The organism is Niallia oryzisoli, from assembly GCF_043641075.1.
GTDB lineage: Bacteria > Bacillota > Bacilli > Bacillales > Cytobacillaceae > Bacillus_BD > Bacillus_BD oryzisoli_A.
In genome coordinates this window covers 1,071,966-1,095,565 of the sequence record NZ_JBHZRC010000001.1, presented here as the reverse complement: position 1 = coordinate 1,095,565, position 23,600 = coordinate 1,071,966, and the positions used below count along the sequence as shown (strand labels likewise).

17 protein-coding genes, 1 pseudogene and 1 other annotated feature (1 of these 19 only partly in view) are annotated in these 23,600 nt (G+C 39.8%); of the genes and pseudogenes, 17 read left to right on the top strand and 1 reads right to left on the bottom strand.

Annotated features, from left to right (window positions below; genetic code table 11):
* Nucleotides 1–159 (top strand) — a binding site (T-box leader); it begins 80 nt to the left of the window's first position.
* A 93-nt stretch (nt 160–252) separates the two neighbouring features.
* The 15 genes and pseudogenes from ileS to ACHUFV_RS05470 all read left to right on the top strand — a co-directional run bounded on the left by ileS (nt 253) and on the right by ACHUFV_RS05470 (nt 17,868).
* Nucleotides 253–3,024 carry an isoleucine--tRNA ligase gene (gene ileS, locus ACHUFV_RS05540; protein ID WP_394232592.1) on the top strand — a complete coding sequence of 924 codons (2,772 nt, stop codon included), beginning with the start codon at nt 253–255 and terminating at the stop codon, nt 3,022–3,024.
* 238 nt (nt 3,025–3,262) lie between these two features.
* The gene (locus tag ACHUFV_RS05535) at nt 3,263–3,541 is read left to right on the top strand and encodes a TraR/DksA family transcriptional regulator (protein ID WP_394232591.1); all 279 of its coding nucleotides are present in this window, start codon (nt 3,263–3,265) and stop codon (nt 3,539–3,541) included.
* Nucleotides 3,542–3,664: 123 nt separating this feature from the next.
* Entirely contained in the window at nt 3,665–4,156 is a 492-nt protein-coding gene (gene lspA / locus ACHUFV_RS05530; protein ID WP_394232590.1) for a signal peptidase II, read from the top strand.
* On the top strand, nt 4,128–5,036 hold the full coding sequence (locus ACHUFV_RS05525) for an RluA family pseudouridine synthase (protein WP_394232589.1): 909 nt from the start codon (nt 4,128–4,130) through the stop codon (nt 5,034–5,036). Before lspA ends, ACHUFV_RS05525 begins: the two co-directional genes overlap by 29 nt.
* A gap of 240 nt (nt 5,037–5,276) precedes the next feature.
* Nucleotides 5,277–5,819: a bifunctional pyr operon transcriptional regulator/uracil phosphoribosyltransferase PyrR gene (gene pyrR, locus ACHUFV_RS05520; protein ID WP_394232588.1), complete on the top strand. Its 543-nt coding sequence runs from the start codon at nt 5,277–5,279 to the stop codon at nt 5,817–5,819.
* Nucleotides 5,820–5,958: 139 nt separating this feature from the next.
* On the top strand, nt 5,959–7,245 hold the full coding sequence (locus ACHUFV_RS05515; RefSeq protein WP_394232587.1) for a solute carrier family 23 protein: 1,287 nt from the start codon (nt 5,959–5,961) through the stop codon (nt 7,243–7,245).
* Nucleotides 7,246–7,485: 240 nt separating this feature from the next.
* Nucleotides 7,486–8,424: an aspartate carbamoyltransferase catalytic subunit gene (locus tag ACHUFV_RS05510; RefSeq protein ID WP_394232586.1), complete on the top strand. Its 939-nt coding sequence runs from the start codon at nt 7,486–7,488 to the stop codon at nt 8,422–8,424.
* Nucleotides 8,387–9,670, top strand: coding sequence for a dihydroorotase (locus ACHUFV_RS05505; RefSeq protein ID WP_394232585.1), 1,284 nt, complete (start codon nt 8,387–8,389; stop codon nt 9,668–9,670). Before ACHUFV_RS05510 ends, ACHUFV_RS05505 begins: the two co-directional genes overlap by 38 nt.
* Nucleotides 9,667–10,784: pseudogene (locus ACHUFV_RS05500) on the top strand (carbamoyl phosphate synthase small subunit). The gene ACHUFV_RS05505 and the pseudogene ACHUFV_RS05500 overlap by 4 nt, the downstream one beginning before the upstream one ends.
* Nucleotides 10,751–13,963 carry a carbamoyl-phosphate synthase large subunit gene (gene carB, locus ACHUFV_RS05495; protein WP_394232584.1) on the top strand — a complete coding sequence of 1,071 codons (3,213 nt, stop codon included), beginning with the start codon at nt 10,751–10,753 and terminating at the stop codon, nt 13,961–13,963. Before ACHUFV_RS05500 ends, carB begins: the two are co-directional and overlap by 34 nt.
* Entirely contained in the window at nt 13,960–14,736 is a 777-nt protein-coding gene (locus tag ACHUFV_RS05490; protein ID WP_394232583.1) for a dihydroorotate dehydrogenase electron transfer subunit, read from the top strand. Before carB ends, ACHUFV_RS05490 begins: the two co-directional genes overlap by 4 nt.
* A complete protein-coding gene (locus tag ACHUFV_RS05485) occupies nt 14,733–15,644 on the top strand; it encodes a dihydroorotate dehydrogenase (protein WP_394232582.1) in 912 nt (303 codons plus the stop codon). The genes ACHUFV_RS05490 and ACHUFV_RS05485 overlap by 4 nt, the downstream gene beginning before the upstream one ends.
* Complete coding sequence (gene pyrF / locus ACHUFV_RS05480) at nt 15,645–16,361, top strand: orotidine-5'-phosphate decarboxylase (protein ID WP_394232581.1); 717 nt, start codon at nt 15,645–15,647, stop codon at nt 16,359–16,361.
* Nucleotides 16,358–16,981, top strand: coding sequence for an orotate phosphoribosyltransferase (pyrE, locus tag ACHUFV_RS05475; RefSeq protein WP_394232580.1), 624 nt, complete (start codon nt 16,358–16,360; stop codon nt 16,979–16,981). Before pyrF ends, pyrE begins: the two co-directional genes overlap by 4 nt.
* A gap of 128 nt (nt 16,982–17,109) precedes the next feature.
* The gene (locus tag ACHUFV_RS05470) at nt 17,110–17,868 is read left to right on the top strand and encodes a polyphosphate kinase 2 family protein (RefSeq protein ID WP_394232579.1); all 759 of its coding nucleotides are present in this window, start codon (nt 17,110–17,112) and stop codon (nt 17,866–17,868) included.
* Between the two features lie 60 nt (nt 17,869–17,928).
* On the opposite strand, the gene ACHUFV_RS05465 is transcribed toward ACHUFV_RS05470, so the two are convergent.
* Entirely contained in the window at nt 17,929–19,653 is a 1,725-nt protein-coding gene (locus ACHUFV_RS05465; RefSeq protein ID WP_394232578.1) for an Rqc2 family fibronectin-binding protein, read from the bottom strand.
* A 212-nt stretch (nt 19,654–19,865) separates the two neighbouring features.
* Between ACHUFV_RS05465 and ACHUFV_RS05460 the strand changes: the two genes are divergently transcribed.
* Both ACHUFV_RS05460 and ACHUFV_RS05455 read left to right on the top strand, forming a co-directional pair.
* On the top strand, nt 19,866–22,544 hold the full coding sequence (locus tag ACHUFV_RS05460) for a calcium-translocating P-type ATPase, SERCA-type (protein WP_394232577.1): 2,679 nt from the start codon (nt 19,866–19,868) through the stop codon (nt 22,542–22,544).
* Between the two features lie 171 nt (nt 22,545–22,715).
* Nucleotides 22,716–23,591 carry a YicC/YloC family endoribonuclease gene (locus ACHUFV_RS05455; RefSeq protein ID WP_394233400.1) on the top strand — a complete coding sequence of 292 codons (876 nt, stop codon included), beginning with the start codon at nt 22,716–22,718 and terminating at the stop codon, nt 23,589–23,591.
* Nucleotides 23,592–23,600 lie beyond the last annotated feature (9 nt).

Below are 23,600 nucleotides of genomic sequence, written 5' to 3'. Positions count from 1 at the left end.
AAGACTGGAAGATCACCCTTGAGTTCCTTTCTGAAACTTCTATTAAAAGGATTAAGACAAGGCGTATCATTCGCGTTAAGAATGTCTTTTGAGCGGATAGAATTTATTTCTATCTACAAGGGTGGTACCGCGGGAAATAAAGCCTTTCTCGTCCCTTTTTTGGGATGAGAAGGGCTTTTTTGTTTTTCATTCTGTAAACGCAATAAAAAGACAGCTAAGAAAATAGTTAATGAATGTAATGGAGGAAGTAAAATGGATTACAAAGATACTTTATTAATGCCAAAAACTGAATTTCCTATGCGTGGAAATCTTCCAAAAAGAGAACCTGAAATTCAAGAAAAATGGGCAGACATGAATATTTATAAAATGGTGCAGGAAAGAACAAAGGATCGACCAATGTTCGTACTTCATGACGGCCCTCCATATGCAAATGGTGATATCCATATGGGGCATGCTTTAAATAAAATTCTAAAGGACTTTATTGTCCGTTATAAATCAATGAGCGGCTTTAATGCGCCATATGTTCCAGGCTGGGATACTCATGGTCTACCAATTGAGCAGGCATTGACAAACAAAGGTGTAAATCGTAAAGAAATGACTGTTGCAGAATTTAGAAAGCTTTGTGAAAAGTATGCATATGAGCAAATTGACAGCCAGCGCAGCCAATTTAAACGCTTAGGTGTCCGCGGTGATTGGGATAATCCTTATATCACATTAAAACCTGCTTATGAAGCACAGCAAATTAAAGTATTCGGAGAAATGGCTAAAAAGGGCTATATTTACAAAGGATTAAAACCGGTTTATTGGTCTCCGTCAAGTGAGTCTGCTCTTGCAGAGGCTGAAATCGAGTATAAGGATAAAAAATCACCATCTATTTATGTTGGGTTTCCTGTAAGAGACGGTAAGGGCGTATTAGGTACTGATGTTCAAATCATCATCTGGACAACAACTCCGTGGACAATTCCGGCAAACCTTGGGATTTCCGTACATCCTGATTTAACTTATGTAGTTGTGGAAGAAAAGGGACAAAAATATCTTGTAGCAAAGGACCTTCTTGAGGCTGTTACAAACGAAATCGGCTGGGAAGAGCCACTGATTGTACAGAACATTAAGGGATCTGAGCTTGACCGAATTGTAGCAAAACATCCTATTTATGATCGTGATTCCCTTGTAATGTTAGGCGAACACGTAACGATTGATGCAGGAACAGGATGTGTTCATACTGCACCTGGTCATGGGGAAGATGACTTTTATGTTGGTCAAAAATACGGTCTAGATGTTCTTTGCCCTGTTGATGATAAAGGGGTTATGACTGACGAAGCGGAAGGATTTTCTGGATTATTTTACGATAAAGCAAATAAAGCAATAACAGAAAAGCTGGAAGAAGTCGGTGCCCTTTTAAAGCTGACATTTATTACTCACTCCTATCCGCATGATTGGAGAACGAAAAAACCTGTTATTTACCGAGCAACAGCTCAATGGTTTGCTTCAATTAAGGATTTCCGTGAAGACTTGTTAGATGCAATTAAAGAAACAAAATGGGTTCCAGCTTGGGGTGAAACAAGGCTCTTTAACATGGTTCGCGACCGCGGTGACTGGTGTATTTCCCGCCAGCGTGCGTGGGGTGTGCCAATCCCGGTTTTCTATGCAGAAAATGGTGAACCGGTTATTACGGATGAGACGATTAATCATGTGTCAGACCTATTCCGTGAGCATGGATCAAATGTTTGGTTTGAACGAGACGCAAAGGATCTTCTGCCTCAAGGATTTACACATCCAGGTAGTCCAAATGGTACCTTTACAAAAGAAACTGATATTATGGATGTTTGGTTTGATTCAGGTTCATCACATCAAGCTGTTTTATTAGAACGTGATGACTTGCAGCGCCCTGCTGATCTTTATTTAGAAGGCTCGGACCAATATCGCGGCTGGTTCAACTCATCACTGTCAACGGGCGTTGCTGTCACAGGAAAAGCACCATATAAAGGTGTATTAAGTCATGGCTTTGCATTGGACGGCGAAGGCAGAAAAATGAGTAAATCAGTCGGAAATGTTGTTGTCCCAGCGAAAGTAATGAATCAATTGGGTGCGGATATTCTACGTCTTTGGGTAGCTTCTGTAGATTATCAAGCGGATGTTCGTGTATCTGATGCCATTCTAAAGCAAGTGGCTGAGGTATATCGTAAGATTCGTAATACGTTCCGTTTCTTGCTTGGAAATCTTGCTGATTTTGATCCGGCTAAAGATGCCATTCCATATGAAAAATTACGTGAAGTAGATCAATTTATGCTTGTTAAATTAAATAATCTGATTAAACAAGTTCGTCATAACTATGAGAACTATGAGTTTGCAGGAATCTACCATGCGGTGAATAATTTCTGTACATTGGATTTAAGTTCTTTCTATCTTGATTTTGCAAAAGATGTCCTATATATCGAAGCAAGTGATCAATTTGACCGTCGTGCAATTCAAACCGTTTTATATGAAAGCTTACTTTCATTAACTAAATTGATTGCACCAATTCTTTCTCATACAGCTGATGAAGTATGGAACTTTATTCCAGCTGCACAAGAACCTAGTGTACAGTTAACAGATTTACCTGAAGCAAAAGAGCTTGCTGGGGCTGGGGAATTATTGGAGAAATGGTCAAAGTTTATGAAACTTCGTGATGATGTGTTAAAAGCACTTGAAGAAGCTCGTAATGAGAAAATTATCGGTAAATCATTAACAGCGAAAGTCACATTGTATGTAAATGATGATACGAAGAATCTTTTAGATTCTATTCAAGAGAATTTACAACAACTCTTTATCGTTTCTGGATTTGAGGTAGTTGACGGCTATGATAAGGCTCCAGAGCAAGCTGTAAAGCTTGAGCATGCAGCTATCGTTATTTCAAAAGCAGAAGGGGAGACTTGTGAACGCTGCTGGACAGTGACTCCTGATGTGGGTGAAAAAGAAGGTCATCCAACCCTTTGTTCACGCTGTGCTGATGTTGTGCAGGAACATTACAGCCATTTAGTTTAATGAAAGTGGTATAAAAAGGCAGACTTGCGTAGTCTGCCTTTTAATTTTTTATGGCTTGTTGATGAAGAACGCTAAAGAAATAATATCCTTCTTTAGCAAATTTATGCCATGTTACGAAGAAAGATTAGATAAAATATTCCACCTTCGTTAATTGTTGTTCACCTTGACAAAAGTTTTTCCGTGTTAATTAGTATTTGCGGGAAATGATAATGTGTACAACAAGAACGGAGGGAAAGACATGGATCCAAACACGAATGAAATCTATTCAGATCTCCGTAAAACAAAAGATGAATTATTGCAGCGCATGAACAGCAGTAGTTGTTCTTCGTTAGTAAAGCCATATATAGAGGAAGACTTAAAAGACGTTGAAACGGCAATGAAAAAGATTGAAAAAGGAACATTTGGAACATGCGAAATATCAGGGGAGCTTATGCCGATGGAATTGTTAAAGATCATTCCAACATTGAAGTCAATGGATGATTGTAAAACTGTTAGTTATGTCATAAGCCAGCATTAAGGCTGCCAAAAAAGGCAACAATGTTGTAAAGGCCGCAGTATTCGGCAAAGCTTCTGCTATCGTTTTACTTTCGGTTATGCTAAAATGCAAAGGAGAAATCTTTATCTTGTGGAGGGTGCCTTTGTGTTTTATTACATAATTGCTTTACTAGCCGTACTATTTGACCAATGGACAAAATGGCTTATTGTTAAGAATATGGAATTAGGCGAACGAATAACCGTAATTGATAATTTTCTCTACATAACCTCTCATCGAAACAGAGGTGCTGCATGGGGAATCTTACAGGGGCAAATGTGGTTCTTCTATGTGATTACGGTGGTCGTCATTATTGCTATTATTTATTATCTGAAAAAATCCGAAAAGGAAAGTCCACTTTTTAAATTCTCCCTTGCTTTAATGCTGGGAGGAGCGATTGGAAACTTTATTGATCGAGTAGTTAGACAAGAAGTAGTAGACTTTATTCATACGTATCCTTTTGGCTATAATTTTCCGATTTTTAATATTGCAGATTCCTCACTTGTCATAGGAGTAGCTATATTAATCATATATATGCTGCTAGAAGAGAAAAAGGAAAAGGAGAAAGTAAATGGAGAAAGTGGAACACATCGTTCTTGAGCATGAAAAAAATGAACGAATCGATAAAGTGATTTCCGGGCTCGAGGCAGATTGGTCCAGAACTCAGGTTCAGCAATGGATTAAAGAGGGCCTGGTTTTAGTAAATCATCAACCGATAAAAACAAATTATAAATGTAATATTAGCGACCAAATTGAAATTTCTATTCCAGATCCGGAAGTTCTTGATGTCATTCCTGAAGGGATGGATCTCGATATCTATTTCGAAGATCGCGATGTCATTGTTGTAAATAAACCAAAAGGGATGGTTGTACATCCTGCAGCAGGGCACTTGACAGGGACACTTGTAAATGGACTTATGGCGCATTGTAAGGATCTATCAGGAATTAATGGAGTGCTTCGTCCGGGAATTGTACATCGGATTGATAAAGATACATCAGGTTTATTAATGGTGGCAAAAAATGATAAAGCGCATGAACACTTGGTAAATCAATTAGTAGCAAAAACTGTTACTAGAAAATATAAAGCATTGGTGCATGGGAATATTGGCCACGATTACGGTACAATTGATGCTCCAATTGCCAGAGATCCTAAAGATCGACAAAGTATGACAGTGGTTGAGAACGGGAAGCATGCTGTTACGCATTTTCATGTAATTGAACGCTTTAAAGACTTTACTTTTGTTGAGTGTCGTTTAGAAACTGGCAGGACGCACCAGATACGTGTACATATGAAATACATCGGTTTTCCGCTTGCCGGCGATCCGAAATATGGTCCACGTAAAACATTAGATCTTAACGGGCAGGCACTTCATGCAGCTGTTTTGGGCTTCACCCATCCTCGTACAGAAGAATATTTGGAATTTGAAGCTCCGCTTCCAAAGGAATATGAGGAACTGCTTGAAAAGCTGCGTAAAAATTAATTGACAAAATTCTACACGTGGATTACACTAAGTTTAGTTAAATAAGTCCTTTAAATCGGTCCTGTGAGGCTGAGAAGGAAACGGATTTTATACTGGGAGTATACTTGTTCCCACATGTATTTTAGCATTCGTTTACCCTCTTGCCGTCATGGTAAGAGGGTTTTTGTCTTCTCATAGGATAGTCTTCTAAAGCTGCTGATAGCAACATACTTGGACTTTTTATGAAAGGTGGAAAGACTCATGACACAAAAAGCAATTGTATTAGATGAACAAGCGATTCGGAGAGCATTAACCAGAATAGCCCACGAAATTATTGAGAAAAATAAAGGCATAGATAATTTGCTTCTTGTAGGTATTCGTACGCGCGGAATCTTTATTGCTAATCGCCTTGCAGAAAAAATTAATCAAATTGAAGGAAAAAATATTCCTGTTGGTGAGGTAGACATCACACTATACCGCGATGATTTAACAACAAAAACAGTTGACCGTGAGCCACTTGTCAAAGGATTACACATCGAAAAGGAAATACAGGATCAAACCGTAATTCTTGTGGACGATGTTCTTTATACAGGGCGTACAGTTAGATCTGCCTTGGATGCCATTGTAGATTATGGACGCCCAAGCTCTATCCAGTTGGCTGTATTAGTTGACAGAGGTCATCGTGAATTACCAATTCGAGCTGATTATGTTGGGAAAAATATCCCTACTTCTAGCTCTGAAAAAATTGTTGTTGAGCTATGTGAAATTGATCAAATTGATCAAGTTAGTATTCATGAAAAATAAAATACCCCTTTTAAAAGCAGCACAGAGAGGCTGACAAAGGGAAAGGACTAAAGAACTGTCTTTAGTCTGCCCTTTTAACCCTCTTTGTCACAACAAGAGGGTTTTTATGTAAAGTTAATCTGATGGAGGAAAGACAGCTATGAATAAACCAGTATTAGATATAAAAGATGTACCATCACCGATACAATGGGTGACCTTAAGTTTACAGCATTTATTTGCCATGTTTGGTGCAACGGTATTAGTTCCAGTATTAGTGGATCTAGATCCGGCCATTGCACTTATTTCCAGCGGACTAGGAACACTTGCTTTTCTTATCATAACGAAGTGGCAGGTGCCTGCTTACCTCGGTTCTTCCTTTGCCTTCATAGCGCCAATTATTGCAGCAAAGGCAAGTGAGGGTGGAGCTGGAGCGGCTATGATTGGAAGCTTTATTGTCGGTCTTGTCTATGGTCTTGTCGCACTTATCATAAAAAAAGCAGGGTACCGCTGGATTATGAAGCTTCTGCCGCCGATTGTTGTAGGTCCTGTTATTATGGTTATTGGCTTATCCTTAGCCGGGACAGCTGTTAATATGGCCATGAATGAGCCGGTAACAGGTGAATATGATTTACTTTACTTCTCTGTTGGGCTTATTACATTGGCTGCAACAATTTTCTTCTCCATTTTCTTTAAGGGATTTTTAGGAATGGTTTCCATTCTTGCAGGAATAATTGTCGGTTACATTTATGCGCTATTGGTGGGAGTTATCGATTTTTCTCCGGTGCTTGAAGCAAAATGGTTTGTATGGCCGCAATTTATCGTTCCGTTTGTAGACTATGATGTAAAGGTTACATTAGATATTATTCTCTTGATGGTGCCAATAGCAGTTGTTACGATTTCAGAGCATATTGGTCATCAACTAGTCTTAAGTAAAGTAGTGGGTCGCGATTATATTAAGGAGCCCGGCTTGCATCGCTCCATCCTAGGAGATGGAACTGCAACAATGATTTCCGCTTTAATCGGCGGACCTCCAAAAACAACCTACGGCGAAAATATTGGCGTTCTTGCTTTAACGAAAGTATACAGTGTCTATGTTATTGCTGGTGCAGCTGTGGTTGCCATCGTGTTTGGTTTTATCGGAAAAATTTCTGCATTAATTAGTACGATTCCACAGGCTGTCATGGGTGGAGTATCAATCCTGTTGTTTGGAATTATCGCTTCATCTGGCTTACGAATGCTGGTTGATAATAAAATTGATTTTGGAAGCAACCGGAACTTAGCTATATCCTCTGTCATACTTGTTTTAGGGATTGGCGGAGCTTTAATAAAAGTCTCAGATCAATTCCAGCTTCAAGGGATGGCCTTTGCCGCAATTATTGGTATCATATTGAATTTAGTTCTGCCTGGCAGAGAAGATGTCAAGGAAGATATGTTTGAAACACATTAGAAATCAATGCTAAAGATAAAGACGGCGTTCAAAATACTTCGGAAGCTGAACGCCGTCTTCTAAAAAATAAATTCTTAAAAGTATTATGAACTGACCTGTCACATTAGTAAAAATTGACTGACTATATTAAATAGAAGCAACATAGGCTTTATTCTAAAACATCTGATTTATACTTGTGAAAATACTAGATTACTTGTAAAAGGTTTCTAGTATAAGTCTTATAAAATGGAGGCTTTAAAAATGAACCATTTATTATCGACTACTACTTTGTCTACCGAGGAAATAAAAGAAATTTTAAGCGAAGCGCAAAAGTTTATCGACGGTAAACAATGGAAGCCTGCTGAGCAGCAGTTTGTGGCAAATTTATTTTTTGAGCCGAGTACTAGAACAAAATCCAGTTTTGAAGTGGCAGAGAGAAGGCTTGGCTTAGAGGTGATCCCGTTTGATGCTGATTTCTCAAGTGTGTTAAAGGGTGAGACATTATATGACACTGTTCGAACACTTGAATCAATCGGAGTTCATGCAGTAGTCATCCGGCATGAAACAGATCATTTTTTTAATGAATTAATCGGACGCGTTGGAATCCCTGTTATAAATGCAGGAGACGGCTGTGGTCATCATCCAACCCAATCACTTTTAGACTTGTTGACGATTCAACAGGAGTTTGGAGATTTTAAGGGATTAAAGGTGGCCATTATCGGTGATGTAAGTCATAGCCGTGTTGCTCGTTCAAACGCAGATGCCTTAACAAGATTAGGGGCGAAGGTGGTTTTCTCTGGTCCGAAAGAATGGTTTGACGACGCATTTCTTGAAAATGGGGCCTACGAGGAAGTGGACACAGCGATCGAAACATCAGATGTTGTGATGCTTTTACGTATCCAACATGAACGGCACGATGGCAGTGATTCAGATGTATCTAAGGATTATCATCAACAATATGGTTTAACAATTGAACGTGAAAAAAGAATGAAGCAGGGGAGTATTATTATGCACCCTGCACCGGTAAATAGAAACGTTGAAATAGCAGATGAATTAGTTGAATGCAGCCGTTCGAGAATCTTCACACAAATGAAAAACGGCGTTTTTGTCCGCATGGCTGTAATTAAACGAGCATTGGAAAATAAAAAAGGGGGAATGAAAAGTGTCAATACTCATCAAAAATGGACGATTGCTAATTAATGAAGAACTTACAACAGGAGATATCCTTATCGAAAATGGATTCATAAAAGAAATTGGAAGTCTAACAAACGTGAATGTAGATGAAACGATAGACGCGGACGGCTTGGTAGTTGCCCCTGGATTTATTGACCTACATGTTCATTTACGAGAGCCCGGCGGCGAGAAAAAAGAAACCATTGCGACAGGTACGCTTGCAGCTGCAAAAGGGGGATTTACGACAATCGCGGCGATGCCAAATACAAGACCCGTTCCTGATTCTAAGGAGCAGTTAGAATGGCTCCACAAACGAATTCAAGAAACTGGTGTTGTTAAAGTACTTCCGTATGGCTCAATTACGATAAGGGAAGCGGGCAAGGAATTAACTGATTTCTCCGCATTAAAAGAAGCGGGTGTATTTGCTTTAACAGATGACGGTGTAGGTGTTCAATCAGCGGATATGATGCTTACAGCGATGAAGAAAGCAGCTAAAGAAGGCTTGACTGTTGTTGCTCACTGTGAGGAAAATACATTGATAAATAAAGGCGCTGTACATGAAGGGTCTTTTTCTGAGGAACACGGAATAAACGGAATCCCATCTGTTTGTGAGTCCGTACATATTGCCCGAGACGTACTTCTTGCTGAAGCAGCAAATTGTCATTACCATGTCTGCCACATCAGCACGAAGGAATCAGTTCGTACGGTTAGAGATGCAAAGCGGGCAGGAATACATGTCACTGCAGAAGTGACCCCTCATCATTTATTATTATGTGAAGAGGACATTCCAGGATTAGATCCAAACTATAAAATGAATCCCCCTTTACGAGGCTCTAAAGATCGCGAAGCATTAATAGAAGGTCTTTTAGACGGGACAATTGATTTTATAGCGACAGATCATGCGCCGCATACGAAGGAAGAAAAGGCAGAAGGTATGCAGCTCGCACCATTCGGAATTGTTGGTTTAGAAACGGCTTTTCCACTTTTATATACACATTTTGTTGAAAAGGGAATTATGTCATTATCGCAGTTAATCAAGTATTTAAGCACCAAGCCTGCACAAGCATTTGGTCTGAATGCAGGGGAACTAATGGTTGGCGCCCCGGCTGATATAGTCTTACTTGATTTAAATCATGAAGAAAAGATCAATCCGCAAAACTTTTTATCAAAAGGACGAAACACACCATTTAGCGGCTGGGAATGTAAGGGCTGGCCTGTTGTAACATTGGTTGACGGAAAGATAGCTTGGGAAAAGGGACGTGAAAAGGTATGAAAAAGAAGCTTATTCTAGAAGATGGAACAGTATTTATTGGAGAAGCATTTGGAAGTGAAACAAGTTGTTCAGGAGAGGTGGTTTTTAATACCGGAATGACAGGATATCAAGAGGTACTTTCAGACCCATCCTATTGCGGGCAAATTGTTACGTTAACTTACCCCCTCATTGGTAATTATGGGATTAACCGTGATGACTTTGAATCAATTACTCCTGCAATCAGCGGCTTTATTGTAAAGGAAACAGCAGATTTTCCATCTAACTGGAGAAGTGAAAAATCATTAGATGAGTATTTTAAGCTTAAGAATATTCCGGGTATCTCCGGTATTGACACGAGAAAACTTACTAGGGTCATCCGTAAGCACGGTACATTAAAGGGTGCTCTTTGTAATATGACCGAGAATGTTGATGATGTATTAGAAAGATTACGGGCGACGGAGGTTCGACGCGATCAAGTAAAACAGGTATCAACAAAGACACCATATCCAAGCCCCGGCAGAGGCAGAAGAGTTGTGCTTGTTGATTTCGGCATGAAACACGGGATATTAAGAGAATTAAACCGCCGTGATTGTGATGTAATCGTGGTGCCTTACAATACAAAAGCAGAAGAAATTCTTGAATTAAATCCTGATGGTGTGATGCTTTCAAATGGACCTGGAGATCCAAAAGATGTTCCTGAAGCTATCGGTATGATTCAAGGGATTCTTGGTAAAACACCTCTGTTTGGAATCTGTCTTGGCCATCAGCTGTTTGCTCTAGCATGTGGAGCAGACACGGAAAAGATGAAATTTGGCCACCGCGGTTCAAACCACCCGGTAAAGGATCTGACAACTGGAAAAGTATACATTACTTCACAGAACCATGGTTTTACGGTTGATGAAAAGTCAATTGCAGATACACGTTTAGAAGTTACACAGGTTGCTTTAAATGATGGCAGTGTTGAAGGATTAAAGCACAAAGACTATCCAGCTTTTACTGTTCAATATCATCCAGAAGCTTCACCAGGACCTGAGGATTCAAATAACCTATTCCAACAATTTCTTGATTTAATTGAGACTGCTAAACAGGAGGGAAACACTTATGCCAAAGCGTAATGATATTAACAGTATTTTAGTAATCGGATCCGGTCCGATTGTCATCGGGCAAGCAGCAGAATTTGATTACGCAGGAACACAGGCGTGTTTAGCATTAAAAGAAGAAGGCTACAAGGTTATCCTTGTGAACTCCAATCCTGCAACAATTATGACAGATACGGAGATTGCGGATGCAGTCTATATTGAACCACTTACACTTGAATTTGTGGAAAGAATTATCAGAAAAGAACGACCTGATGCATTATTGCCAACATTAGGAGGACAGACAGGTTTAAACCTTGCTGTTGAATTAGCAAAATCAGGCTTGTTAGATGAATGCGGAGTAGAAATACTAGGAACGAAGCTTACAGCTATTGAGAAAGCAGAAGACCGTGATTTATTCAGAACGCTTATGAATGAGCTAAATGAACCTGTTCCTGAAAGTGATATCATTCATAATCTTGAAGAGGCATACGCATTTGTGGCTAAAATCGGCTATCCAGTGATTGTTCGTCCAGCCTTTACTCTTGGAGGTACTGGTGGAGGAATCTGTCATAATGAAGAAGAGCTAGTGGAAATTGTTACAAGCGGCTTAAAATACAGCCCTGTGACACAATGTTTATTAGAGAAAAGCATTGCTGGATTTAAGGAAATCGAATATGAGGTTATGCGAGACTCTGCTGATAATGCAATTGTTGTATGTAATATGGAAAACATTGACCCAGTTGGTGTGCACACGGGAGATTCCATTGTCGTGGCACCAAGCCAAACATTGAGCGACCGTGAGTATCAATTACTTCGTAATGCATCCTTGAAAATCATACGGGCTCTTCAAATTGAAGGCGGATGTAATGTTCAGCTTGCCCTTGATCCTAACAGCTACAACTATTACATTATCGAAGTAAATCCACGTGTCAGCCGTTCTTCGGCACTAGCGTCAAAGGCAACCGGCTATCCGATTGCGAAGCTTGCAGCTAAAATTGCTGTTGGTCTGACACTTGATGAAATGATGAATCCAGTTACAGGCAAAACCTACTCTTGTTTTGAGCCGGCCCTTGACTATATTGTGACAAAAATTCCAAGATGGCCGTTCGATAAGTTTGAGTCAGCCAACCGCTTACTGGGAACACAAATGAAAGCAACCGGGGAAATCATGGCAATCGGACGGACATTTGAAGAGTCGTTATTAAAGGCAATCCGCTCACTTGAAAGCAATGTCTATCATTTTGAACTGCCAAATGGAGAAAGCTTTAGTGATGATGTAATTGAAAAACGAATCCGTAAAGCAGGCGATGAACGTTTATTTTACCTTGCTGAGGCATTAAGACGAGGTGTCAGCATTGAAACGATTCATGAGTGGAGTCAAATTGATTTATTCTTCTTATACAAAATGGAAGGAATTATTAAGTTTGAAAGAGAACTGTCCAATCATCCATTTGAACGTGAATGGGTTGAAAAGGCTAAGAAAAAAGGCTTCTCTGATTTAGCCCTATCTAAGCTTTGGGATACAACAGAGCGTTCCATTTATGATTATCGTGTGAAGCAGGGTGTTATACCTGTTTATAAAATGGTTGACACATGTGCAGCAGAATTTGAATCGGAAACACCATATTTTTACGGAACATATGAAGAGGAAAACGAATCACTTGTTACAGATCGAAAAAGCGTTATTGTGTTAGGATCAGGTCCAATCCGAATTGGCCAGGGTGTTGAATTCGATTATGCAACAGTCCATTCAGTATGGGCCATTAAAGAAGCTGGGTATGAAGCAATCATTATTAATAATAATCCTGAAACCGTCTCAACTGATTTCAGTATATCTGATAAATTGTACTTTGAACCGTTAACAACTGAAGATGTTATGGCAATCATTGATTTGGAAAAACCAATGGGAGTGGTTGTACAGTTCGGCGGTCAAACTGCGATTAACCTTGCCTCAAAGCTTGTCGAGCATGGGGTGAAAATATTAGGAACCTCTTTAGAGGATTTAGACCGGGCTGAGGACCGTGATAAGTTTGAACAGGCATTAGTACAATTAGATATTCCAATGCCAAAGGGGAAAACTGCTCTATCTGTGGATGAAGCATTAATAATCGCAGAGGAAATTGGTTATCCGGTTCTAGTCAGACCTTCCTATGTTTTAGGCGGAAGAGCAATGGAGATTGTTTATAAACAGGAAGAACTGCTTCATTATATGGAAAATGCAGTAAAAATCAATCCAGAGCACCCAGTCTTAATTGACCGATATCTAACGGGAAAAGAAATAGAGGTGGATGCGATATCTGATGGGAAAGATGTTGTAATTCCTGGAATCATGGAGCATATTGAACGAGCAGGTGTGCACTCCGGTGATTCAATAGCTGTATATCCACCACAAAGCCTTTCAAAAGCTGTAAAGGAAAAACTAATTTCTTATACTGAAAAATTAGCGCTTGGATTGAATATTGTGGGTCTATTAAATATCCAATATGTTGTAAGTAATGATGATGTATTTGTCCTTGAGGTAAACCCACGCTCAAGCCGTACAGTACCGTTTTTAAGTAAAATTACAAATGTACCAATGGCTAATATCGCCACAAAGGTTATTCTTGGACAGTCGCTTGCTAAACAGGGATACGTTTCAGGTCTAGTTCCTGAAAAAGCTGGTGTATATGTTAAAGCACCTGTATTTTCTTTTGCGAAATTACGTAATGTTGATATTTCATTAGGACCAGAAATGAAATCAACAGGAGAAGTTATGGGGAAAGATTATACATTAGAAAAAGCGTTGTATAAGGCGCTTGTGGCATCAGGAATTACCATTCAAAAATTTGGTACCGTGCTCTTAACTATTGCTGATAAAGAAAAAGAGGAAGCACTCCATATTGCAAAGCGTTATGCAGCAATCGGTTATCGTTTGATGGCAACGAGCGGTACAGCTGAATTTCTGAAAAAAGCAGGCATTCCAGTTAGTGTTGTCAGCAAAATTGGTTCAGAAGGTCCTGATCTTTTAGATGTGATTAGAAACGGAGAAGCACAATTTGTGATTAACACATTCTCAAAGGGCAAGCAGCCTGAACGTGATGGCTTTAGAATTCGCCGCGAGTCAGTTGAAAATGGAGTCCCTTGTTTAACATCACTGGATACAGCTGAAGCCATTCTACGTGTTATTGAATCAATGAACTTTTCAGCAGAGGCCATGGATAAACCAGTCAATTCAAGGGAGGCTGTTCTCTCATGATCATCAAAGAGATGTGTACAGTCGTCTCACAGACAGAATTAGCTGATTCAATTTATGAGCTCACCTTAAAAGGTGAGCTTGTTCAACAAATGAATGAACCAGGTCAATTTGTCCAGCTAAAGGTGTCAGACCATATAGATCCACTTTTAAGAAGACCGATTTCAATCGCAAGAATTGATAAGACAAGCAGTGAATTTACGATGATCTACCGAACGGAAGGGAGAGGTACTACCGTGCTTTCCCAAAAGCATGCTGGTGATCTTGTTGATGTATTAGGTCCGCTTGGGTCTGGATTCCCGCTTGAAGAAACAGCAAAAGGTGAAATTGCTCTTTTAGTAGGCGGAGGAATTGGTGTACCGCCGCTTTATGAACTGTCACGACAGCTTACCGATAAAGGTGTCACCGTTATTCATGTTCTCGGATTTCAAACAAAAAATGCTGTTTTTTATGAACAGGAATTTTCTTTGCTTGGCGAGACGTATGTAGCAACAGTGGACGGATCGTATGGTACGAAGGGATTTGTAACAGATGTCATCGCCGAAAAGAACCTTGGTTTTGACACTCTTTACTCATGCGGACCCACTCCGATGCTTAAAGCCCTCGAAACGAATTTCTCCGATAAAAAAGTATTTCTTTCCTTAGAGGAAAGAATGGGCTGTGGCATTGGTGCTTGTTTTGCCTGTGTCTGTCATACAAAGAATGATAAAGACGGTAAATATAAAAAGGTCTGCAGTGACGGTCCTGTTTTTCGGGCTGGGGAGGTTGAACTATGAGCATGCTTGATGTGAAATTACCAGGGCTTAATTTAAAAAATCCAATCATGCCAGCATCCGGCTGTTTTGGCTTTGGTCGTGAATACAGCCAGTTCTATGATTTAAGCAGACTTGGAGCCATCATGATTAAAGCAACAACAGTTGAACCGCGCTTTGGGAACCCGACTCCAAGAGTTGCGGAAACGTCCGCGGGGATGCTTAATGCGATTGGATTGCAAAATCCAGGCTTGCAAAAAGTTGTCTCAGAGGAACTCACGTGGCTTGAGCGGTATGATGTCCCAATTATTGCGAATGTAGCTGGTTCCACTGAGGAAGATTATGTGGAAGTAGCCAAAGAAATATCGAAGGCTGCTAATGTTCATGCACTTGAGCTTAATATATCCTGTCCAAATGTAAAGGAAGGCGGAATAGCCTTTGGGACGATACCAGAGGTTGCCGAAAATTTAACGAAAAAAGTAAAAGAAGTATCATCTGTTCCTGTTTACGTAAAACTTTCACCAAATGTAAGCAATATTGTAGATATGGCCAAAGCGGCAGAAGCGGGCGGTGCAGACGGGTTAACAATGATCAATACACTAGTTGGGATGAGAATTGACCTTAAATCAGCGCGGCCGATTTTGGCAAATAAAACAGGTGGTTTATCCGGACCAGCCGTAAAGCCTGTTGCAATTAGAATGATCTATGAAGTAAGTCAGCAGGTTAATCTTCCGATTATCGGTATGGGTGGTATTCAAACTGCAGAGGATGTTATTGAATATTTTTATGCAGGAGCGAGTGCAGTGGCTGTTGGGACAGCTAATTTTGTTGATCCCTTTGTTTGTCCTTCGATTATTGATGAACTGCCTAATTTATTACAGAAGCTTGGCTATGATCATATTTCAGAATGTACAGGAAGGAGCTGGAAGTAATTGAGAACCCCCGTTATCATTGCCCTTGACTTTGCTTCAAAAGGCGAAGTATCACGTTTCCTCGATCGCTTCAATGAAGAAAAACTCTTTGTAAAAGTAGGAATGGAGCTTTTTTATCAGGAGGGACCTGCCATTATCCATGATATTAAGGAAAAAGGTCATCAAATATTTCTGGATTTAAAGCTTCATGATATCCCGAACACAGTAAAAAGCGCAATGAAGGGTCTGGCAAAGCTTCAATGTGATCTTGTTAATGTACATGCTGCCGGAGGGCAGGAAATGATGATGGCAGCATTAGAAGGTTTGGATCAAGGGACTCCAGCAGGACAGCAAAGACCTCGATGTATTGCTGTAACGCAGCTGACCAGTACGTCAGAAGAGCAAATGAAAAATGAACAGCTGATTCAAGTTCCGCTCCAGGAATCTGTTCTTCACTATGCTATGCTGACAAAACAGTCGGGTCTAGACGGGGTTGTATGTTCCTCGCATGAAGCAGCTATGATCCGTGAAAAAATTGGAACTGATTTCTTAACGGTAACGCCAGGTATTCGATTAAAAGAGGATGCAGCAGGAGATCAAAAGAGAGTAGCAACACCTGACTTTGCGAAAAAAGCGGGTGTCTCCTATATGGTGGTTGGCCGTTCAATCACAAGATCTGTAGATCCTATTGAAAGCTATCAAAAGTTTATACAAGCATGGGAAGGTGTTCAACTATGAAAAAGAATATTGCAGAAAGCTTATTAGAAATTAAAGCAGTCTCACTGCGTCCAAACGAACCATTTACATGGGCATCAGGCATCATTTCTCCTATTTATTGTGATAATCGTTTAACTCTTTCATATCCGGAAGTTAGAAGAAATATTGCATCAGGCCTTGCCGGAATCATCAAGGAACAATTTCCAGGAACAGAGCTTGTTGCTGGAACCGCGACTGCAGGAATCCCCCATGCCGCATGGGTAAGCGAAGAATTAAACCTGCCGATGTGTTATGTCCGTTCAAAGGCAAAGGAGCATGGTAAAGGAAATCAGATTGAAGGAAAAGCGGAAAAAGGACAAAAGGTTGTAGTAGTGGAAGATTTAATTTCAACGGGAGGCAGTGTCATTACGGCTGTAGAAGCATTACGTGAAGCTGGTTGCGAAGTGCTAGGAGTGGTATCCATTTTTACATATCAGCTTGAAAAAGGCTTTGAACTGATGCGTAACGCCGACATTACGTCCTATTCTTTAACAGATTTTTCAACACTTGTAGAGGTTGCAAGTGAAAAAGGCTACATTGAGCAAAAGGATTGGGATAAGCTAATGGAGTGGCGCAAAAATCCTGCCGAGTGGGGAAAATAATCAATCATGATCCAGGCCTGACATCATTAGGATGTCAGGCCCATTTTGCTTTTGTATGGCAAGATAAATCATACTATCATATAAATGAAGTGTAAATTCAGCCAGCTGTTAGGGAGAGGATTTAACTAGTGAATAGTCGTTTAGATCGTGTTGATTTAACGTTAAAGGTGGATAGTAAAAAAGAGTATGAGACGAAGCTGCTTCAATATCAGTGGCGCTTGTTAAGGCTTCAGCATGTATTGCATGAAGAAAAAATTGCAGCTGTCGTTGTAATGGAAGGCTGGGATGCTTCGGGCAAAGGAGGTGCGATTAAAAGAGTAACAGAGCATCTTGACCCGCGTGGATTTAAGGTTTGGCCGATTGCAGCTCCGCTGCCACATGAAAGGCAATACCATTATTTGCAGAGATTCTGGCGTAAACTGCCTGGCTATGGAGAGCTAACGATTTTTGACCGCTCTTGGTATGGAAGGGTTCTTGTTGAACGTGTTGAAGGCTTTGCTACAGTTGAAGAATGGTCTAGAGCCTATAAGGAAATCAATGAATTTGAAAAACTATTAAGTGATGATCAATATGTAATCATGAAATTTTGGTTTCATATAAGTAAAGACGAACAACTATCGCGTTTTAAAGCACGAGAGGCTAATCCATTTAAAAGCTGGAAATTGACTGATGAAGATTGGCGTAATCGGGAAAAATGGGATTTATATCATGAAGCAGTTGAAGAAATGTTCGAAAAGACGGATACCATTCATGCGCCATGGTGTATTATTCCAAGTAATAATAAGCGATATGCACGATTAGAAACATTAAGTCGTATGATACAGAGAATGGAGAGTCATTTAACCGCAAAAAATATTGCTCTGCCTGACTATGGGGAAAAAGGATAAAAGAGTGCATGACTGCACTCTTTTTGTAATCATTTAGAAAACATTAGTTCTATAGTAAAATCAGTTAGCATTTTTATGCTTCTTCAATTTGAGGACTGTTTCTTCATCAGGTGTAACATATATTGTTTGCTGGTTGTCGTAAATGACAAAGCCCGGCTTTGCGCCTGATGGTTTTTTTACATGGCGTACGCGAGTAAAATCAACGGGAACTGAACTTGAACTTCGCGCTTTACTGAAAAATGCGGCCAGGATTGCGGCCTCGTGAATCGTCTTTTCAATCGGTTCTTTGCTGCGAATCACGACATGGGACCCCGGAATATCCTTTGTATGGAGCCAAATTTCATCACGAGCAGCCAAACGATTTGTTAAGTAATCATTTTGTTTATTGTTCTTTCCAATAATAATTTCAGTCCCATCTGAAGCATAATAGTGATCCAGAACAGGTTTTTGGTTTTGCTTTTTTTGGTGCTTTTTCTGTCTATTTCGAATATATCCTTCTTCAATTAATTCATCACGGATTTCAGCAACGTCCTTTGGTGAGGCTGTTTCGAGCTGTTGGATGAGCGATTCAAAATAGTGGACCTCTGCCATTGCCTTTTCAATTTGTTCTTTTACAATTTCAAGGGCATTTTTTGCCTTTTGGTATTTGGTAAAATATTTTTGCGCATTTTCCGAAGGTGATTTTAATGGATCAAGCGGGATTGTTACTGTTGCTCCAGTTTCATCGTAATAATTCACGACATCGATTTCCTTTAAGCCTTTTTGCACCGCGTATAAATTTGCCGTCAATAATTCACCAAATAACTGAAACTGTTGTGCTTTATTGGCTTCCTGCAAAGTCACTTCAAGCTTGGCTATTTTTTTCTCATTTTTTTCTTTTTCATTGACAACTAAGCGTTCAATATCATTTGCCTGTTGTTTGACACGATCACGCTCTGCTTTGCCAAAATAATAGCGATCTAGTGCTTCTCCAAGTGTTGCAAATGATTTTACTTGATTACTTTGACTGCTATCGAGAGGGAATAAATAAAAGTTTTCTTTCTCACTGCTCTCCATAATGGAAGGGGAATAATCATGGCGCTTTACCCGTTCAATTATAGCAAGAAAAGCCTTTGGCAAGGTGGTCCGATTCACAAGACCAGCCTGAAAGGTTATTTCTTTTGCAATTAAGGGTGAAAGTCCGGCAAATTGATTGACCAGCTGCTTATCGAGTCTGCCGCTATTAAAATCTAGATGTCTTAATACATCCTCTTCATCTGCTTCAAAGGGATTCGCTTTATTTTGTTCCGGAGGAAGAATGTAATCATGTCCAGGAAGGACCGTTCGATATGTATTAACAGCTGAGGTTACATGCTTAATACTATCAAGTATCATATTTTTGGTCCGGTCAACTAAGATAATATTGCTGTGTCGTCCCATAATTTCTACAATTAACTGCTTATAAGAAGTATCTCCGATTTCGTTTCTCCCTTTAATATCAAAAATAATGATCCGATCAAGTCCGACCTGTCGGATATCCTCCAAAATATACCCTTCAATATGCTTTCGTAATAGCATACAAAACATTGGCGGGATCGAAGGATTCTCATATTCCTCCTGTGAAATCTGAACCCTTGCATGTGAGGGATGTGCAGAAAGTAATACCTTTTGATTTTTTCCGTTTGCTCTTACAACGAGAATAATTTCATTTTTATACGGTTGGTGTACTTTATTGATTCGACCGCCTTTAAGCAAATCTGTAAGCTCTTTAACCATTGCCCTGGTAAATAAACCATCAAACGACATGATAAACATCCTTTACTTATATACTATCTTTAAGATTACAAGTTGTTTTATTGAAGTGCAACTATATTAGCATTTTTTTGGACAAGAGTGAATAAGCTTTCCTTAGATGCAGAAAAGATTATTTTTCTAACTAAAATGAAAGGCTGCCAAAAGCTCTGGCACCTGGGTTGAGGCATTGCTTTTCGTATTTAAGGGGGAAGTGAGATGGCGGGATGAAGTACCATGAGATGAACACAAAAGAGGTAGAGGAAGCGCTAAATACAGACCTCTCGTCAGGATTAACGAGTGCAGATGTTAAACAAAGGCTGAAGCAATATGGAAACAATGAATTAGAAGAAGGGGAAAGGCAGTCTGCGTGGCTAGTTTTTTTTAGTCAATTTAAGGATTTTATGGTGCTTGTCTTATTAGCAGCAACTCTTATTTCTGGTTTTTTAGGTGAATATATTGATGCAATTGCGATTATCGCCATTGTCATCGTCAATGCCTTTCTTGGTTTTTTTCAAGAAGTAAAAGCGGAAAAATCATTACAGGCTTTAAAAGAACTTTCTGCTCCGCAAGTGCAGGTACTAAGGAATGGACAATGGATAAAAATTGCGTCGAAAGAAATTGTCCCAGGGGATGTGTTAAAGTTCTCCAGTGGGGACCGAATTGGTGCAGATTTGCGCTTGATTGATGTAAAAAGTCTTGAAATAGAGGAATCAGCCTTAACCGGCGAGTCACTTCCAGTCTCAAAAAATACAAGTGCGCTTTCCAAAGAGAACCTTGGCATTGGCGATATGGAAAATATGGCGTTTATGGGTACTATGGTTACAAGAGGGACCGGCATGGGGGTTGTGGTCGGGACAGGAATGAAAACAGCGATGGGACAAATCGCTGATTTACTCCAAAGTGCTGAATCAATGACTACACCGCTGCAAAGAAGATTGGAACAGCTTGGGAAAATCCTAATTGTGACAGCACTCTTGTTAACTGCTTTGGTAGTTGTTGTCGGTGTTCTTCAAGGAAATGATTTATATACAATGTTTTTAGCGGGTGTTTCCCTTGCGGTTGCTGCCATCCCTGAAGGTCTGCCGGCTATTGTAACGGTTGCGCTCTCTCTTGGTGTACAGCGGATGATCAAGCAAAATGCCATTGTCAGAAAACTGCCGGCTGTTGAAACATTAGGCTGTGCTTCTGTCATATGCTCAGATAAGACAGGAACAATGACACAGAATGAAATGACTGTAACTCATTTATGGAGTAGTGGACAAACATGGTTTGTAGATGGGGTCGGTTATGAACCAAGTGGTGCATTTTACCGTGATGATGAAAGAATAGATGTTACGAACGAAAAAGCACTTCAGCAGATGCTAATGTTTGGGATGCTCTGTAACCATGCAGAATTAATCGAGAAGAAAAAGGAATATGCTGTTGATGGAGATCCAACTGAAGGGGCGCTTCTTGTTGCTGCCATGAAAGCAGGATATAACCGTTCGGAACTGTTAAATGAGTTTAAAATTGTTCAAGAGTTTCCTTTTGATTCGACAAGAAAAATGATGAGTGTCATTATAAAGGATCCAAATGGCCGTCAGTATGTTGTGACAAAAGGAGCCCCAGATATTTTGGTTGGAAAAAGTGAAGCCATTCTTTGGAACGGCAAAAAACAATTATTATCACAAAACGCAAAGCAAACGGTTCAATCTGCCATTAATGAGCTAGCATCAAAGGCACTTAGAACGATTGCAATCGGATTTAAAGAAATTCCTGCTCAGACCCTTGTTCTCGATGAAAAAGAGGCGGAAAAGAGCTTAACCTTTATTGGGCTTCAGGGAATGATTGACCCGCCGCGTCCTGAAGTGAAGCTTGCTGTAAAGGAATGTAAAGATGCAGGTATTAAAACGGTCATGATTACAGGTGATCATGTGATAACTGCAAAGGCAATCGCAAAACAGCTTGGAATTCTCTCAAATCAATCAAAGGTGTTAGATGGACCTGCACTTTCAGAAATGTCCCTTGAGGAGCTTGAAGATGTTGTTGAGGAAGTTTCGGTATTTGCTCGAGTATCACCTGAGCATAAATTAAAGATAGTAAAAGCACTACAAAATAAAGGCCATATTGTGGCAATGACAGGTGACGGTGTCAATGATGCACCGGCAATTAAAGCAGCAGATATCGGTGTTTCAATGGGAATTACCGGTACTGATGTGGCAAAAGAGGCGTCTGCCCTTGTCCTGCTTGATGATAATTTTGCAACGATTAAATCCGCTATTAAAGAGGGGCGGAACATTTACGAAAATATTCGGAAATTTATTCGGTACCTATTAGCCTCAAACGTCGGTGAAATTCTCGTGATGTTATTTGCGATGCTATTAGCATTGCCGCTGCCGCTGGTTCCGATTCAAATCCTTTGGGTAAATTTAGTTACGGATGGTTTACCGGCTATGGCACTAGGCTTAGACCAGCCTGAAGGTGATGTAATGAAGCGAAAGCCTCGAAATCCGAAAGAAGGAGTATTTGCTAGAGGATTAGGATGGAAAATCATTTCGAGAGGTTTTCTAATCGGGTTAGTTACATTGCTGGCATTTATGTTTGCCTATAAGGATAATCCGAACCATCTTGAATATGCACAAACAGTTGCTTTTGCAACATTGGTTCTTGCACAATTGATCCATGTATTTGATTGCCGCAGTGAAAGGTCTATTCTTTCACGTAATCCGTTTGGTAATAAATATTTAGTTTGGGCTGTTATTTTGTCACTCTTGATGGTGCTTGTCGTTATTTATTACCCGCCACTGCAGCCTATCTTCCATACTGTTCCGATTCAAGTCTCTGACTGGTGGATTATTACAGGTTTGGCGGCAATTCCAACTTTTTTACTGGCTGGTTCATTTTTACTAAGAAAAACAAAATGAAATATGTTATAATTTCTTAGGTAATAGAGTAAACTCTATTACCTTTTCTTTCGTTAAGCCAAACTACCTCCTCTTTTATAATAAAAAGTGCTACCATAACAACATGACATCTTTTGATAATGAGCATGAAAAGTCTCCTGATTATTAAGGAGAAGATTGGATGTGGTCTTAATGGTTATAAGTATGACAGGATTTGGGAGAAGTAAAAAAAGTACTGCCTCTTTTTCTGTTTCAGTCGAAGTAAAAACGGTAAACCATCGTTTTTCGGAATTTTATATTCGAATGCCCCGTCAGTTTAATAAAATAGAAGATAAAATTAAAAAGAAATTGAGCTCTTTTATACATAGAGGAAGAATAGAAGTTTATGTGACCGTTGAGGGAGAAGGAATTGTTAACCGAAAAGTGATGGTCGATTGGAATTTGCTCGATCATTATGTACAGACATTTGCCGATATCAAACAAAAGTATGTTCTTGAACACGGCTTATCACTGCAGGATTTACTAAGCAGGGAAGATATTATCCATATTGAAGAAGAAGAATCCGGCGATGAAGAGCTTGAACGGGTTGTTCTCCAAGCTGTGGAAGAAGCTGCTGCTTCGGTTATCCAAATGCGCACGGCAGAGGGTTCTGCACTTGAAAAGGATATAAGCTCTCATTTACATATTTTTGAGAGCTTGGTTAAAGAAGTTATCGAGCTCGCACCATCCGTTGTACAAATGTATCGTGATAAATTAACAAAAAGAATCTATGAATTTATCGGAGGCCAAGTGGATGAAGCTCGTATTCTAACCGAAGTAGCCATTTTTGCCGATAAAGCAGATATAAACGAGGAATTAACCCGTCTAAAAAGCCATATAAAACAGTTTGGGAAAATTCTTACGTTACATGAGCCGATTGGCAGAAAGCTTGATTTCCTGCTTCAGGAAATGAATCGAGAAGTCAATACGATTGGTTCAAAAGCAAATGATTCTGAAATTGCCAAAGAAGTGGTTGAGATGAAAAGTATCCTTGAAAAAATGAAAGAACAGGTACAAAACATTGAATAGTACTTGTTT

What these genes read in the sequence shown, in the direction of transcription:
- ileS (WP_394232592.1), top strand. Translation starts at nt 253, where the DNA reads ATGGATTACAAAGATACTTTATTAATGCCAAAAACTGAATTTCCTATG.
- ACHUFV_RS05535 (WP_394232591.1), top strand. Translation starts at nt 3,263, where the DNA reads ATGGATCCAAACACGAATGAAATCTATTCAGATCTCCGTAAAACAAAA.
- ACHUFV_RS05525 (WP_394232589.1), top strand. Translation starts at nt 4,128, where the DNA reads ATGGAGAAAGTGGAACACATCGTTCTTGAGCATGAAAAAAATGAACGA.
- pyrR (WP_394232588.1), top strand. Translation starts at nt 5,277, where the DNA reads ATGACACAAAAAGCAATTGTATTAGATGAACAAGCGATTCGGAGAGCA.
- ACHUFV_RS05515 (WP_394232587.1), top strand. Translation starts at nt 5,959, where the DNA reads ATGAATAAACCAGTATTAGATATAAAAGATGTACCATCACCGATACAA.
- ACHUFV_RS05510 (WP_394232586.1), top strand. Translation starts at nt 7,486, where the DNA reads ATGAACCATTTATTATCGACTACTACTTTGTCTACCGAGGAAATAAAA.
- carB (WP_394232584.1), top strand. Translation starts at nt 10,751, where the DNA reads ATGCCAAAGCGTAATGATATTAACAGTATTTTAGTAATCGGATCCGGT.
- ACHUFV_RS05490 (WP_394232583.1), top strand. Translation starts at nt 13,960, where the DNA reads ATGATCATCAAAGAGATGTGTACAGTCGTCTCACAGACAGAATTAGCT.
- ACHUFV_RS05485 (WP_394232582.1), top strand. Translation starts at nt 14,733, where the DNA reads ATGAGCATGCTTGATGTGAAATTACCAGGGCTTAATTTAAAAAATCCA.
- pyrE (WP_394232580.1), top strand. Translation starts at nt 16,358, where the DNA reads ATGAAAAAGAATATTGCAGAAAGCTTATTAGAAATTAAAGCAGTCTCA.
- ACHUFV_RS05465 (WP_394232578.1), bottom strand. Translation starts at nt 19,653, where the DNA reads ATGTCGTTTGATGGTTTATTTACCAGGGCAATGGTTAAAGAGCTTACA.
- ACHUFV_RS05460 (WP_394232577.1), top strand. Translation starts at nt 19,866, where the DNA reads ATGAAGTACCATGAGATGAACACAAAAGAGGTAGAGGAAGCGCTAAAT.
- ACHUFV_RS05455 (WP_394233400.1), top strand. Translation starts at nt 22,716, where the DNA reads ATGGTTATAAGTATGACAGGATTTGGGAGAAGTAAAAAAAGTACTGCC.